Raw genomic sequence first — 14,389 nt, forward strand, 5'->3', positions numbered from 1 at the left:
TTTGCCGGTTTGCGGTGTGGCTCACCGTCTGATCGATGCAATCACTGACGAGTTGCCACCCTGCTCATCGCTCCAGGGAAAGATCCGGCAGGCCCGGACCGGTCACATGGACCGTTTCCCAACCCTCCGCAACGACCGCCACTACCGCACAGGGACTGGTGAGCGCCTGGGTAACCATCTGGTCCGGGGAGGGAGTGCGCAGCGTCATGGTCAGCTTCAGGACACCACCCTCCAGCCGACTGCTATCAAGCGCTACGCCATAGCCGCCTGTGGGCTTGCGCCCGGCAGCCACCAGCAGTAAGTGCTCATTTCTGAAATCATGATCCTCCATTGCTGTGAGGTTCACGCCCCGTGCACCGGTCACTTCCTCCAGCCGCTGGCGGGAATCCATATAGAGCAGGCCCGGTTCTGTGAACCCGCACTGGCTGGCGGCAGTGACCTGGCGTGCTGTGGGGCCATCGGCTGCACCCTGGTCCCGACTTCCGGCGCAGGCCGTCAGGGTGGTGGCAATCACCAGTATTGATGCTGTCAGGCCTTTCACTCGTAACCAGTGAATCATGCCGTCATCTCCCCGTTTCGTCAGTTACTCACCCAGCGACCGGTCTGGCCGCGTCCCGGCCTGGTGACCGGGAACCGGATAGCCCCGGAAGCCGTATCGCGGCAGTCCCATCTCGGCGATGGTTGGCCGCTGGAAACTGGTCGTCATATCCAGTTGCAGGTCCTGGTCACCAATGGAAATTACCTGCCGGCTACCTGTCTCGGGATACTCCGCACAGGCCTCACCGTTCTCACAGATGATTCCGTTGTTGTCCAGGTCCGTTCCCGCCACCAGTATATAGTCGCCGGGCACCATATCGTCGATAGCGTAGCTATACCGGCCATCGTTGTAGCTGGCCAGTACCTGGCGGGAACGACTCGAGCCAAAATCGTTGGCATCCAGCAACAGGACATAGTGACGGCCGGCATCGCGATCTCCGGAGGTATCGGCCGCCTGTACATACGCCGGGATCCTGAGATCGAAGCTGTCCGTACCATTGCTGTAGGGGATGAGTATTTCCTCCACCAGGGGTCGGTCATCGGGCACCGCACTCGAGTCCACACTGATGCGCACCGCCTCGGGTATCTCGTCATTGACGTTTATCGGGTTGCCATCGTCATCGGTCAGCGTAAATGCACCGGGTATATCGGGCGAGCCGCTCACGAGGGGATCAGCCGCAGAAGATTGCTTCAGCACCTCCATCAGAACCCTGCGCTCAGTACCGGACGGACTGAGTTCCACTACCCGGGGCCAGGCCGAGACCACGGTCGGGAATGCCGTGACATTGGTCACCGCCTCTCTCGCATCCAGCAGCCCCGCCCCGTAAAGCGTATAGTCGCTCAATTCCGAATCATTTGTAAGAAGCCCGGCAATCAGCTGGGCGCGGAACTGTGACGCGGTCAGTGAGTCCGACACTCCCTTCATCAACGCATAGACACCGGCAACGTGGGGTGCCGCCATGGATGACCCGGCAAGGTAGGCGTAGCTATCGGACAGCGAACCCGTGGCGGAGACTTGGCCATAGGCATTAACGATACCATCGTTCAGTGCGCCACCAGGTGCGAGCAGGTCGACTGACTGGCCATAGTTGGAGTAACTGGCCAGTTCACCACCCCGGGTGGTGGCCCCCACGCCTACCACCCGACGGTTTGCCGCCGGGTAGACCGCAGAGGCATCGCCGCTGTTACCGCCAGCGGCCACCACCAGGATACCATTACTGTTGGCCCGGTCAGTGGCCACCTGCAGATCAACGACTGGCGGCAGACCACCTAGACTCAGATTGATCACATCAACATCATTACGATCATCAACAATGCTGTTGATTGCAGCAATCAGGTCGTCAACCGCCCCGGTACCGTCCTCGCCACCCAAGGGCCCCACCCCGAGAACCCGGTAGGGAAGAATGGTCGCCTGGTGGGCAATGCCTACGGTGCCGACGGAGTTATCCTCTGCCGCAATGATGCCGGCCACATGGGTACCATGGAAGCTGGTAGCTTCAGGGTTGTCGGGGGTCACCGGTGTTCCCGGAACCCCGTCAGGCCCTTCCTGGCCATCCACGTCATAGTCGGGTTTGACGAAATCCAGGATACCCCCCTCATTCACCACGTTATTGACCAGGTCCTCGTGCCAGTTGCTGTAACTGTCCGGCGTGGTGGTGAACATGCCTGTGTCCATGACTGCGACGCCGACGCCCTGGCCCCAGCTACCACCACTGAGCCCCCATGCCTCAACAATATTTATTTGATCGAGATTCCAAAAATCCGGATCACGAAAGTAATCATTAGTTTCTGGGCTGACCGAAGCCAAAGTGAAACGATAATTCGGCTCAGCCTTCAGGCCAAATTCCTCCCGCATTTCCCGGATCCATTCAATGGTCTCGGCCCGTGCATCTTTGCCCCCATCGGATACACTCGACAGCGCACTAACACCGGGTTTACGCCGCACTTGCCAGGTATCCGGCCCGATGGCGCGCTCCAGTTCCATGACGGAACTGGCCCGCAAACCGGAGGAAGACAGAGTATTGGCCACAGCTGCAGAGCCGCTGACGATAGCTTGATCCACCTGCAGCGGCGGCTCTGGCCAGCTCACATCCAGCGCGGACAGAGAGGTTTTCGGCGCGATAGATAACACATACCGGAAGGGGCCGCCATCATTGGCGGAAATCGTGAAGGTAGCACTGCCGGAAGCATTCACCGAAGCGCCCCCGCCGCAGGCATCTTCGATCTCGATACGATTTCCATCCAGGTTCAGTACCAGAGATGCCTTCAGGGTGTCGGCATCGGCTCCGGTGGCGGAAAAACACTGAAGGAAGTAGCGATCCCCCTCCACCAGGGAAACCGCATAGCTGTCTTCCTGGTCCAGGGGGTACCCAAGCCCATTCGCGTAGGTATCGCTACGGTCGCTGAGATAGCCGCCGGTGGTTGAGGGCACGGGCACTGAAACCGTATCACGGCTACCACTCGGCCAGCTTTCGTCAGAAGCCGCCCAAAGATCGGCGTAATCCCCGTCTACCCGGGTACCAGCGGCAATCTCGATAGTGCCTCTGACGCCAGCATCGTCATCCGAGGAGCCTCCTCCCCCACCACAACCGGTCAGCAATAGCGCAATACCAACGGATGAAGATAACAATTTGCCAGGCAAAACCCGTTTCCTGTCAGTCATATTTACCTTTTCGATAACCATTGGCCCGAAGGTTCAGGCGGACGATCGACAGAGCGTGGCACATATCCGGGCGCAGGGATATAACCCGTGTTAAGCCAGCTCCTTTATGGGCACAGCAGTGATTGTTACGACGATCATAGCAGGAAGGGATGACATGAAATGAGAAACGGGGCGCCCTGTGGGCACCCCGTCTCTGGGAAAGTCAGGTCTGAATCGGCGACAGGACCTCAGTCGCTGACTTTCAGCACCACCTTGCCTGTGGCGGTCCGGCCGGACAGCGCAGCCAGCGCCTTGACGTAATCTTCAAAGGCAAAGACTTCACTGACTTTCGGCTTGATCTTGCCTTCGCTATGCATCTGGAAGAGCTCTTTCATGTTCTGCACATGGTTCTGCGGCTCTTTCTGGGTAAAGGCGCCCCAGAACACACCGACAACCGAGCAGCTCTTCAGCAAGGTGAGGTTGGCAGGGATCTTAGGGATCTCACCGGCGGCGAACCCGATGACCAGGTGGCGACCGTTCCAGGCCATGGCGCGCAGGGCCTGCTCGGTGAAGTCACCGCCTACCGGGTCGTAGATAACATCCACACCCTTGCCGCCGGTCATCTCCTTGATAACATCCTTCAGGGGCTTGTCGGTGTTGCTGTAGTTAAGCAGCTCGTCCGCTCCCGCTTCCTTGGCCACCTGGAGCTTGGCGTCGGTACTGGCCGCAGCGATCACGTGGGCGCCCATGGCCTTGCCCAGCTCAACCGCTGCCAGGCCAACGCCACCGCTGGCGCCCAGCACCAACAGGCTCTCACCCGGCTGGATGTTGGCCCGCTGTTTGAGGGCGTGGTAGGAGGTGCCATAAACCATGGTGAAGGCGGCCCCTTCCTCGTCGCTCATGCCTTCCGCCAACGGCAGCAGGCGGTTTTCTTCCACCAGCATCTCTTCCGCGAAGGCGCCGTAACCGGTCATGCCGATCACCCGGTCGCCGACCTTGAAACGGGTCACCTTGTCGCCCACGGCAATAACCTCACCGGCCATTTCACCGCCGGGAGAGAAGGGCATTTCCGGCTTGATCTGGTACTTGCCTTCAATGATAAGGGTATCCGGGAAATTCAGGCCCGCGGCCTTGACCTTGACCTTGACCTGGTTGCCCGTGGGTTCCGGACATTGAATGTCCTCAATGACCAGCTTTTCCGCCGGGCCGTATTCCTTGCAGAGAATTGCACGCATGTTGCTGCTCCGATCCTTTATCCGCGTATGGATGTTGTTGGTTGATATGGATAACGGATCAAGCTAACCCGACAGTGGTCATGAATCAAATAAAGATAGCTTATGGCTGAGCATCATCACGATTGATCCGACCCTGACCGCTGGCGGTTTTTACGGCGTTACCCGGATCAGGGAAGCAACAGCGTGCCGCCCACCAGCAATGCAGCCACCAATGTGGCGCCCGCCAGCACCAGGCCCTTGCGGATACCGGGGGTGAATAGCCCGTCATTGGCGCCCTGCGGGCGTGCCTGGTCGCTGATCACCCGCTCCACCCCGTTACTGTCCCGGATAACCGAGATCATTTCTTCACACAGGTTTCGGTCAAACCGGTCAGGCTCAAAGCTGGCGAGGCCATGACGCTGCAACATACGCTGTACGTCATCGGCCAGCGGCACATACTTCATGGACCAGTTATCGAATGTGCGTTGCTTGAGGGGCTCTTCCAGCAGGGTTGTCACGCCCTGGTGACGTTCATCCTGGCGAATGCGGTCATAGACGGCGTTGACCGCTTCCTCTTCACCCTCCAGGTATTGGAAGAAGCGATTATTGCCGTAATAAAGCCCACCAACTACCGCCTGCCGGGCATTATTGCGACGGGAGGCCAGCAGGATCCTGGCCACGTGGGGCTCGACCCCTGAGTGGACGGGGCTGGGGCTGAAAGTGGCCTCACTGGCATAGGCCAATCGGATCAGGGACATCGATCTACTCCTGGAGAATGAAGGACACATCCGTATTGATTACAGCTTTCAGGGCCAACCGGATCATTCCGGAACCACAAGCCGCCTTAACCCCAGATGATTCCTGACCTGAAATCCGCTATCCTGCGCGCTTCATCCAAGCCTGCCTGACCGCGTCTATGCCCGATATCATCTACGTCCTGGAAATGATCGGTGTTATTGCCTTTGCCATTTCCGGCATGATTGCCGCGCAGCAGAAAAACATGGACCCGGTGGGGGTCTTTACCATCGGGTTTGTCACCGCCCTTGGCGGCGGTACCCTGCGGGATCTGATGATGGATAACCATCCGCTGTACTGGATCAAGCACCAGGAACAGCCCATCCTGATCCTCGCCATGGCTGTGGTATTCAGCTACGCCGGCCTGGGCAAGCGTATCCATGAATCCCGTATCGTGTTCCCTGATGCCATCGGGCTGGGCATTTTTTCGATCCTGGGCGCCCAGCTCGCCCTCGACCTCGGGCACTCCTGGTTCATCGCAGCGCTATTGGGCGTAATGACCGGAACCTTCGGCGGTGCCCTGCGGGACACCCTGTGTAACGAAGTGCCGTTCATTTTCAGGAAAGACCAGATCTACGCCTCGATTTCCTTTGCCGGCTGCTGGCTTTACTTTGTCTGTCAGTGGCTGCTGGAAAGCGAGACCCTGGCGCTGACCATCGGATTACTGTTTATCGTTATTGTCAGGATGGCCGCCGTACGCTTTGACATCCGGCTCCAGCGGGACCCCCACTGACCCCACCGCATTGACGCCCTCCGTGGCCTGACAGGCTATCCTGAGGTATCATTGCGCCCCCTTAACCATTGATCAAATCCTGTCCGCATCGAGGCTGCCCCCATGCTCGAAAAGTTGTTCCAGTTGCAGGCCCACGGCACCACCGTCAAGCGTGAAGTGATTGCCGGCATCACCACCTTCCTGACCATGGCCTACATCGTGGTGGTCAACCCGTCCATCCTGTCGAACACTGGCATGGACTTTGGTGCAGTCTTCGTAGCCACCTGCATCGCCGCGGTTATCGGCACCCTGATCATGGGACTCTGGGCCAATTACCCAATTGCCCTGGCACCCGGCATGGGGCTCAACGCCTTCTTCTCGTTCACGGTGGTGGGCAGCATGGGCTACAGCTGGCAGGTGGCCCTGGGGGCAGTATTCCTGTCCGGCCTGATCTTCTTCCTGCTCAGCATCTTCAAGGTGCGGGAGTGGATCATAAACAGCATTCCTCTCTCACTGCGGTTCGGCATTTCCGCCGGCATCGGTTTCTTCCTGGCCTTTATCGCCTTCAAGAACGCGGGCATCGTGGTGGACAACCCCGCCACCCTGGTCAGTATGGGCGAAATCAAAACCGCCGAGGCTATCCTGTTCTTTGCCGGGTTTGTGGGCATCTGTGCCATGGCTTACCGCAATGTCACCGGCGCGGTCATGATTGGCATCCTGGTCGTTACCGTTGTGGCCATGCTGCTGGGAATGGTCGAGTTTGATGGCCTGGTGTCCGCACCGCCCAGCCTGGCGCCCACCCTGATGCAACTGGATATCGCCGGAGCCCTGAACGTGGGTATGATCTCGGTCATCTTTGCATTCCTGTTCGTCGACCTGTTTGACACCTCCGGCACCTTGATCGGCGCCGCACAGCGGGGCGGACTGCTGGACAAGGACGGCAAGCTGCCCCGCCTGGGCCGGGCGCTGATGTCCGACTCCGTCGCCACCATGTCCGGTGCTGCCCTGGGTACATCCACCACGACCAGTTACGTGGAATCCACTGCCGGTATTGCGGCAGGCGGGCGTACCGGCCTGACCGCTGTCGTCGTTGCACTGCTTTTCCTCGCCTGCCTGTTGTTCTCCCCCATCGCGGCCATTATTCCACCCTACGCCACCGCCCCCGCCCTGCTCTATGTGGCCGTACTGATGACCGGTGGCCTCAAGCTGATCGACTGGGATGATGTAACCGACGCGGCACCGGCCGTGGTAACCGCGCTGATGATGCCGCTGACGTTCTCCATCGCCGATGGCATTGCCGCGGGCTTCATCACTCACGCCGCTCTCAAGGCCCTGAGCGGGCGCTGGTCGCACCTGAACCCCAGTGTTGTGCTGATTGCCATTGTCTTCGTACTCAAATTCATCTTCCTCGACGCCTGAAGGCGCCGGAGACCTCCCATGGACTATTTCGCCGACAGCATCAAGAAAGCTATCCGCACCGTGCCGGACTGGCCCAAACCCGGAGTATCCTTCCGGGATATCACCACCGTTCTTCAGGACCGCACGGCCTTTCGCAAACTGGTGGACGCATTCGTGCACCGCTATCATGACCAGAAGATCGACGCCATCGCGGCCATTGACGCCCGCGGCTTCATCATCGGCTCACCACTGGCCTATGAGCTCAACGCCGGGCTGGTGCTGGTGCGCAAGAAGGGCAAGCTGCCCTTCGACACCCTGGTGGAAGACTACGAACTGGAATACGGCACTGCGTCGGTGGAGCTTCACAAGGATGCCTTCCGCCCTGGCGACAAGGTGGTGCTGGTGGATGACCTGATTGCCACCGGTGGGACCATGCTGGCGGCCAGTCGCCTTATCCGCCAGATCGGCGCGGAGATTGTCGAAGTCTCCGCCATGATCGACCTGCCGGACCTGGGTGGTTCCCGCAAGCTACGGGACGAGGGTCTGAGCGTTTATACTGTCTGCGAATTCGAGGGCGACTGAGTCCGGAGGGCGTCATGGCTTACCAGCATCAATGGCAGGATGGCAGCAAGGTCGAGTGGCCACCGGGTAAAATCGTCTGCGTCGGGCGGAACTATGCGGCCCACGCGGCCGAGCTCAATAACCCGGTGCCGGAACAACCCCTGCTATTCCTCAAACCAGCCAGTGCCCTTGCACCACTGACCGACCCGATCCGTTTGCCTCATGGCCGGAGCGACGTGCACTTTGAAACCGAGCTGGCGATTCTGGTGGGCCAGACTCTCACCGGGGCAAGCCAGCAGCAGGCCCGGGGCGCCATCGCCGGGATTGGCCTGGCCCTGGACCTTACCCTGAGGGACCTCCAGTCCGAGCTCAAGGCAAAGGGCCACCCCTGGGAGCGGGCCAAGGCGTTTGACGGCGCCTGCCCCCTGTCCGGCTTCGTGCCCCTGCGCAGCGATGACGACCTGGAGAACCTGCGATTCTCCCTCACCGTTGACGGTGAACAGCGCCAGGCGGGCCATACCGGCGATATGATCACCCCGGTACTGGCGTTACTCGCCCATATCTCCGAAACCTTTACCCTGCAACCGGGGGACGTGGTGCTCACCGGCACCCCAGCCGGTGTAGGCACCCTGCAAAGCGGCCAGCAACTGACGCTGGAACTGGACGGTAGGTTTCAGGTTCAAACCAGCGTAGAGTAATCGGCCTACACTTCGCAGGTATTCGACCTCAGGCATGGCCAAGAAACCCGTCACATCCCGTCGCGGACGCTTTTTCAAACTGGCCGGCATGACCGCCTCGGTGGCCGGCCAGTTTGCCGGTTCCCGTGCCCGGCAGTTCCTTGGTCGCGAATCCGATGAGGAGCGCTCCCTCCAGTATGCCCGTATGGCCGATGAGATCGTGGACACCCTGGGTGAACTCAAGGGTGCCGTGATGAAGGTGGGCCAGGTGGCCTCCCAGACCCAGGACTTCCTGCCGCGGGAATTTTCCGAAGCGCTGCAGCGCCTGCAGAAAGAAGCCCCACCCATGCCCTTCGATATCATCCGCCAGCAGATCGAGGCAGAACTGGGTGCGCCGGTGGCCGAACTCTTTGGTGACCTGCAGGCAGAGCCCTACGCAGCGGCATCCATTGGCCAGGTCCACAAGGCGCGTCTGAAGGATGGCACCGAAGTCATCGTCAAGGTGCAATACCCCGGGGTGGATGAATCCTGTGATTCCGACCTGAAACAGTTGCGCATGGCGTTGCGCCTGGGCGGACTACTACGAATGCCAAAAGAGAGCGCTGACCGACTGTTTGAGGAAATACGGATCCGGCTCAAGGAGGAACTGGATTACGAGAATGAAGCCGCCAACATCCGCCGGTTCCGGGCCTATCATGAGCGTCACCCCTGGGTGCTCATTCCCCGGGTGATCGATAGCCACTCCACCCGGCACATTCTCACCATGGAACTTGCCGAGGGCGACCATGTCAGCCAGGTAGCGCCAGACCGGTATGACCAGAAGACAATCAACCTGCTGGGCGAGCGGCTTTTCATCACCATGGCGGATGAGCTGTTCGACTTCCAGTGCATTCATGGTGACCCGCACGCCGGCAACTTTGCTTTCCGGCCGGATGGCACCCTGATTCTCTACGATTTCGGCTGTGTAAAATCCCTCAAACCGGCGGTGGTCGCCCATTATCGACAGGCACTGATTGCCGCACTTGAGGAGGATTATGAGGCCCTGGATCAGCACCTGGTGAACCTGGGCGCAAGGGTAGCCGAGAAACCGGCCATCAGCCCGGACTATTATGCCATGTGGCGCAACCTGTTGATTGAACCCTTCGCGGGAGACGAGCCCTACGATTTTGGTCGGTCAGACCTGCACCGGCAAATCGCTGCCCACACCCATACCGTGTTCCGCTACCTGGACCGATTGCAGCCCGCCGTGGACAGCATGTTTATTGATCGCATGGTGGCAGGGCACTACTGGATACTGCGGCAATTGGGCGTGCAGGCAGCCTTTCGCAAGCACCTGGACAGCTACCTCAAAGATCACTGAATGAGCCCTTCCGGTGAACCGGAATAGCCATCAATACGCCGGTTCAGACAGGAGGCTAGAAACTTTGCACCGTGTGGATGTGTCGTGCATCCAGGTAGCGCTTCGCCTCGGTCAACTGCTCCCGTCCGCGGGCATGGACGGATACCACGAAGCGCCCCTTGCGAAGGGCTGACCTCGCCCGGGAGACGTAAATCGTGTGATCCGGGCGCAGAGTAAAAAGCCCCCCGAGCAACAGTCCCGCCACGCCACCAAAGGCCACAAACAACGTACTGGCCCACATCGCATTCTGGGCAATGAAGGGAATACCGGACGCCGCCAGCACCAGGAACAACACCAGTCCGCCGGCCATGCCAGCCAGCCCGAACCACAGGTGTGCACGAACAGCAGTGCGCCAGATACCCCGGTCTTCGGGCTCGAGACCGCTTCCCTGATGGGCGTCGTCGGGACGTATGATGCGGATCTGGTCCCGGCTGAGACTGGTCGACCGACACAGGTCTTCAGCAACCTTTTCGGCCTCGGTCTCGGTGCCACACTCAGCCGCGAGCTTGTGATCAACGACCTCACCGGACACGTGCATGGTGGTTTTCATGACAGCCCCCTATAAGGATCCATGGCTGAATCAACCGTCAGCATGACGGTAGCTGCCTGCCAGTCTAGCGAAGGAAAGGGGGGTCAAGGAGCGGCGCTAACAATGTTTAATAGTCCGGCCATGAAGACCAGCATACCTGCAGGCGCGCAGGCACCCGCAGGCCTGACTAAAAAACCATCAAATCCGGCGGGTTAACGCGCCAATAGTGCCTGTACCCAGCGGGGTACACCGACACTGGCGGGTTCACGAAATACCTGCGCCCGGGTCATGGCCGGCACCTCACCGGGGTCGATCACCGTGACCGGTACGTCAAAGTCTACCAGTTCCACCAGCCCGGCCGCCGGATAGACCAGGAGTGAGGTTCCGACAATCAGCAAATGATCGGCCAGCGGTACGATTTCTGCGGCCTTCTCGATCATGGGAACGGCCTCACCAAACCACACCACATGGGGCCGCAGTTGCGTGCCCTGTTCGCAGGTGTCGCCAAGGTGGATTTCGTCGTAGCCCCGCTCGTAGACCAGCTCGGGATTCTCAGAACTGCGAACCTTGGTGAGTTCGCCGTGAAGGTGAACCACATTGGTCGACCCCGCCCGTTCATGGAGGTCATCAACGTTCTGGGTAATCACTGTCACCCGGTGGGTCTGCTCCAGCTCGGCCAGGGCCCGGTGGGCCGCATTGGGTTCCACGTCCGCCAGCTGCCGCCGGCGCTGATTATAGAAATCGAGCACCAGTTCCGGGTTGCGGGCAAAGGCTTCCGGCGTGGCCACGTCTTCAATGCGATGACGCTCCCACAGGCCGCCGGCATCCCGGAAGGTGGAAAGGCCGCTTTCAGCGCTGATTCCGGCGCCGGTCAGAACAACCACATGATCTTTCAAATCAACCCCCGATATCGAATATCTTCCCGGGATTCATAATGCCATTGGGATCGAAAACCCGCTTGATACCGCGCAGATACTCGATTTCCACCGGGCTGCGGGTGTACTGCAAATAGTCTTTCTTCACCAGCCCCACCCCATGCTCGGCAGATACGCTGCCCCGGTGACGCTGTACAATATCGAACACCCACTTGTTCACCTGCTGGCACTTGTCGAAGAACTCTTCCTTCGCCATGTCCTCCGGCTTGAGGATATTCAGGTGCAGGTTGCCATCGCCGATATGGCCGAACCAGATAATCTCGAAGTCGGGATAGTGCTCGGTGACCACCTGATCGATCTCGGTGAGGAATTCCGGCACCCTCGAAACCACCACCGAAATATCATTCTTGTAAGGGGTGCGCGGCGCGATGGACTCCGAGATCCGCTCCCGCAGTTGCCACAGGTTGTTGGCCTGGGTTTCGCTCTGACTGATCACGCCATCGAGCACCCAGCCGTTCTCCACGCACTGCTCGAACAGGGCCATGGCATCTTCCATCACCTGGTCAGACACCGCCTCGAATTCCAGCAGCGCGTAGTAAGGCGCTTCGGCGGCAAACGGCGCCTGTACCTGGCCGTGGGCCAGTACGTGCTGCATGGCCTGGTGGGAGAAGAACTCGTAGGCGGTCAGATCGATGTTCTTGAGGAAGGTTTGCAGCACATCCATGGTGTTGGTCAGGTCGGCCAGGCCCAGAACCATCACGGTCAGGTTGGTGGGCTGACGGGTAAGCTTCATGGTCGCTTCGGTGATAAACCCGAGTGTACCCTCGGCACCGATAAACAGGTGACGCAGATCATAACCGGTGTTGTTCTTTTCCAGGTCGAGGTTCAGCTCGAGGATATCGCCCTTGCCGGTGACGACTTTCAGGCCAGCCACCCAGTCACGGCTCATGCCATAACGGATCACCTTGATTCCGCCGGCATTGGTGGACAGGTTGCCCCCCAGCTGGCTGGAGCCGGCGGAGGCAAAGTCCACCGGATAGAAGAGGCCGTTATCCTCGGCGAAGGATTGCAGCTGTTCGGTGACCACGCCGGCCTGGCAACGCACGGTGCGGTCACTGGCGTTGAAGTCGAGGATCTGGTTCATGTTATCGAAGGCGACAACCACCTCGCCATTGGCTGCGACGGCGCCGGCACTGAGGCCGGTGCGGCCACCGGAGGGCACCAGGGCAACCTGGTTCTCGTTGGCGAACTTCACAATGGCCTGCACCTGTTCGGTGGTTTTTGGCAGCAGGATCGCCAGTGGCCGGGGCGCGTACTGTTTCGTCCAGTCCTTGCCGTAGGCGTCCAGGTCGGCGGGATCGGTCAGCACCTTGCCGTCGTCCACCAGTTTTTTCAGGGCAGCGATAATCTGTTCCGGATTCATGGTTTACAGGATCTCTCAAACGGGCCAGACAGGAGGCCGGAACACCGGAATGCCAGTTGACTCAGGTGAACGGGCCGGCTGTGAAAATCTGCGGTTATGGTATCATACCGCCCCTGTTCTGTGAGCCCGAGCCCGTACCGGCAACGGAAGGCCCGGCACCGGGGCTGTGCAGTGGTACCTGCACAACCGCGGACACAGGTATTTTCTGGTCCAGGGAGCCCGGAAATCCGGCGCTTCATACCACGCAATAGAAGGTCTGGAAGCTTACCCATGTCAGAAACGTCTCTTGAGAAGAGCAAGATCCGCATCCTGTTGCTCGAAGGTGTTCACCAGTCTGCACTGGACACCCTGAACGCCGCGGGCTACACCAATATCGAATACCTGACCCACTCCCTCGGGGAAGAAGAGCTGATCGAGAAGATCGCCGACGCGCACTTTATCGGCATCCGCTCCCGCACACAGCTCACGGAGAATGTATTCGAAGCCGCGAAAAAGCTGGTTGCGGTGGGCTGTTTCTGTATTGGTACCAACCAGGTCGACCTGCAGGCGGCGACCCGTCGCGGCGTAGCCGTATTTAATGCGCCTTTCTCCAACACCCGCAGCGTGGCGGAACTGGTGCTGGCCCAGGCCATCCTGTTGCTGCGCGGCATCCCCGAAAAGAACGCCGAGGCACACCGGGGTGGCTGGCAGAAAACCGCGAAGAATAGCTACGAGATTCGCGGCAAGAAGCTGGGCATCATTGGTTATGGCAACATCGGTACCCAGTTCTCGGTGCTGGCAGAGGGCCTGGGCATGGACGTCTATTTCTATGACGTGGTGTCCAAACTGCCCATCGGCAACGCCAAACAGGTAGGCTCTCTCAAGGAGCTGCTGAACCTGGCTGACGTGGTCAGCCTGCATGTACCCGAGACGCCGTCCACCCGTTACATGTTTGGTCCGGAGCAGTTCGCCCAGATGAAGCCGGGCAGCATCCTGATGAACGCTTCCCGCGGCACCGTCGTGGACATCGAGGCCCTGGCGGAAGCGGTTCGCAGCGGCAAGTTGTTGGGCGCGGCCATCGACGTGTTCCCGGTTGAGCCCAAGTCCAACGACGAGGAATTCGTTTCACCCCTGCGGGAATTCGACAACGTTATCCTGACCCCTCACATTGGTGGTTCCACCATCGAGGCCCAGGAAAACATCGGCAAGGAAGTAGCGGAAAAGCTGGCCATGTACAGCGACAACGGCACCTCGGTCTCTTCCGTCAACTTCCCGGAAGTGGCCCTACCGTCGCACCCGAATCAGCACCGCCTGCTGCATATCCACGAGAACGTGCCAGGGGTCATGTCCGAGATCAACCAGGTGTTCTCCGAGAACGGCATCAACATTTGTGGCCAGTACCTGCAGACCAAAGAAGAGATTGGCTATGTGGTGATCGACGTGGACAAGGCCTACGGCGAGCTGGCGTTGGAAAAGCTGCGCAAGGTTAAGGGCACGATTCGCTGTCGCGTACTCTTCTGAGCAGGCGCCATGCAATCAAAAAGGGGTGCCCTGTGGAGGCTGTGTGAAAACAGCCTCCCAAGCTGGCAAAATAACCGCGACATGGCTCGCGGTTATTTTTTATGAGACATCTGGAAGGCACTCCCCGA

13 protein-coding genes are annotated in these 14,389 nt (G+C 59.6%); 6 read left to right on the forward strand and 7 right to left on the reverse strand.

What is annotated here, in order from left to right:
• Positions 1–64: 64 nt before the first annotated feature.
• The 4 genes from BM036_RS12250 to BM036_RS12265 form a co-directional block, all read right to left on the reverse strand.
• Positions 65–559 (reverse strand): protease complex subunit PrcB family protein, encoded by a 495-nt coding sequence (locus BM036_RS12250; protein ID WP_091852504.1) that lies wholly within the window; start codon positions 557–559, stop codon positions 65–67.
• Between the two features lie 24 nt (positions 560–583).
• Positions 584–3,178, reverse strand: a complete 2,595-nt coding sequence (locus BM036_RS12255; RefSeq protein ID WP_177186055.1) for a S8 family serine peptidase — start codon at positions 3,176–3,178, stop codon at positions 584–586.
• Positions 3,179–3,426: 248 nt separating this feature from the next.
• Positions 3,427–4,413, reverse strand: a complete 987-nt coding sequence (locus BM036_RS12260; protein ID WP_091852510.1) for an NADPH:quinone oxidoreductase family protein — start codon at positions 4,411–4,413, stop codon at positions 3,427–3,429.
• A 167-nt stretch (positions 4,414–4,580) separates the two neighbouring features.
• Positions 4,581–5,150: a BLUF domain-containing protein gene (locus BM036_RS12265; protein WP_091852513.1), complete on the reverse strand. Its 570-nt coding sequence runs from the start codon at positions 5,148–5,150 to the stop codon at positions 4,581–4,583.
• 158 nt (positions 5,151–5,308) lie between these two features.
• Here BM036_RS12265 and BM036_RS12270 point away from each other — a divergent pair, with 158 nt between their 5' ends.
• The 5 genes from BM036_RS12270 to BM036_RS12290 all read left to right on the forward strand — a co-directional run bounded on the left by BM036_RS12270 (position 5,309) and on the right by BM036_RS12290 (position 9,895).
• Positions 5,309–5,920: a trimeric intracellular cation channel family protein gene (locus tag BM036_RS12270; protein WP_091852516.1), complete on the forward strand. Its 612-nt coding sequence runs from the start codon at positions 5,309–5,311 to the stop codon at positions 5,918–5,920.
• Positions 5,921–6,022: 102 nt separating this feature from the next.
• Positions 6,023–7,318: an NCS2 family permease gene (locus tag BM036_RS12275; protein ID WP_091852519.1), complete on the forward strand. Its 1,296-nt coding sequence runs from the start codon at positions 6,023–6,025 to the stop codon at positions 7,316–7,318.
• A gap of 18 nt (positions 7,319–7,336) precedes the next feature.
• Positions 7,337–7,879, forward strand: a complete 543-nt coding sequence (locus BM036_RS12280) for an adenine phosphoribosyltransferase (RefSeq protein WP_091852522.1) — start codon at positions 7,337–7,339, stop codon at positions 7,877–7,879.
• Positions 7,880–7,893: 14 nt separating this feature from the next.
• Positions 7,894–8,556 carry a fumarylacetoacetate hydrolase family protein gene (locus tag BM036_RS12285; protein WP_091852525.1) on the forward strand — a complete coding sequence of 221 codons (663 nt, stop codon included), beginning with the start codon at positions 7,894–7,896 and terminating at the stop codon, positions 8,554–8,556.
• Positions 8,557–8,590: 34 nt separating this feature from the next.
• The gene (locus tag BM036_RS12290) at positions 8,591–9,895 is read left to right on the forward strand and encodes an ABC1 kinase family protein (RefSeq protein WP_091852528.1); all 1,305 of its coding nucleotides are present in this window, start codon (positions 8,591–8,593) and stop codon (positions 9,893–9,895) included.
• A gap of 55 nt (positions 9,896–9,950) precedes the next feature.
• Here BM036_RS12290 and BM036_RS12295 read toward each other — a convergent pair whose 3' ends face one another.
• From BM036_RS12295 to BM036_RS12305, 3 genes are all read right to left on the reverse strand, one after another.
• On the reverse strand, positions 9,951–10,484 hold the full coding sequence (locus tag BM036_RS12295) for a hypothetical protein (RefSeq protein WP_091852531.1): 534 nt from the start codon (positions 10,482–10,484) through the stop codon (positions 9,951–9,953).
• A 191-nt stretch (positions 10,485–10,675) separates the two neighbouring features.
• Positions 10,676–11,359 carry an SIR2 family NAD-dependent protein deacylase gene (locus BM036_RS12300; RefSeq protein WP_091852534.1) on the reverse strand — a complete coding sequence of 228 codons (684 nt, stop codon included), beginning with the start codon at positions 11,357–11,359 and terminating at the stop codon, positions 10,676–10,678.
• A gap of 1 nt (position 11,360) precedes the next feature.
• On the reverse strand, positions 11,361–12,761 hold the full coding sequence (locus tag BM036_RS12305; RefSeq protein WP_091852537.1) for an FAD-binding oxidoreductase: 1,401 nt from the start codon (positions 12,759–12,761) through the stop codon (positions 11,361–11,363).
• A gap of 270 nt (positions 12,762–13,031) precedes the next feature.
• Here BM036_RS12305 and serA point away from each other — a divergent pair, with 270 nt between their 5' ends.
• Positions 13,032–14,261, forward strand: a complete 1,230-nt coding sequence (serA, locus tag BM036_RS12310) for a phosphoglycerate dehydrogenase (RefSeq protein ID WP_091852540.1) — start codon at positions 13,032–13,034, stop codon at positions 14,259–14,261.
• The last annotated feature ends 128 nt before the right edge of the window (positions 14,262–14,389 follow it).

It is taken from the genome of Marinobacter segnicrescens (genome assembly GCF_900111555.1).
GTDB classification, from domain to species: domain Bacteria; phylum Pseudomonadota; class Gammaproteobacteria; order Pseudomonadales; family Oleiphilaceae; genus Marinobacter; species Marinobacter segnicrescens.

Coding starts and splice junctions, on each gene's coding strand:
- BM036_RS12290 (WP_091852528.1), top strand. CDS start 8,591: ATGGCCAAGAAACCCGTCACATCCCGTCGCGGACGCTTTTTCAAACTG.
- BM036_RS12270 (WP_091852516.1), top strand. CDS start 5,309: ATGCCCGATATCATCTACGTCCTGGAAATGATCGGTGTTATTGCCTTT.
- BM036_RS12265 (WP_091852513.1), bottom strand. CDS start 5,150: ATGTCCCTGATCCGATTGGCCTATGCCAGTGAGGCCACTTTCAGCCCC.
- BM036_RS12295 (WP_091852531.1), bottom strand. CDS start 10,484: ATGAAAACCACCATGCACGTGTCCGGTGAGGTCGTTGATCACAAGCTC.
- BM036_RS12305 (WP_091852537.1), bottom strand. CDS start 12,761: ATGAATCCGGAACAGATTATCGCTGCCCTGAAAAAACTGGTGGACGAC.
- BM036_RS12285 (WP_091852525.1), top strand. CDS start 7,894: ATGGCTTACCAGCATCAATGGCAGGATGGCAGCAAGGTCGAGTGGCCA.
- BM036_RS12280 (WP_091852522.1), top strand. CDS start 7,337: ATGGACTATTTCGCCGACAGCATCAAGAAAGCTATCCGCACCGTGCCG.
- serA (WP_091852540.1), top strand. CDS start 13,032: ATGTCAGAAACGTCTCTTGAGAAGAGCAAGATCCGCATCCTGTTGCTC.
- BM036_RS12275 (WP_091852519.1), top strand. CDS start 6,023: ATGCTCGAAAAGTTGTTCCAGTTGCAGGCCCACGGCACCACCGTCAAG.
- BM036_RS12250 (WP_091852504.1), bottom strand. CDS start 559: ATGATTCACTGGTTACGAGTGAAAGGCCTGACAGCATCAATACTGGTG.
- BM036_RS12260 (WP_091852510.1), bottom strand. CDS start 4,413: ATGCGTGCAATTCTCTGCAAGGAATACGGCCCGGCGGAAAAGCTGGTC.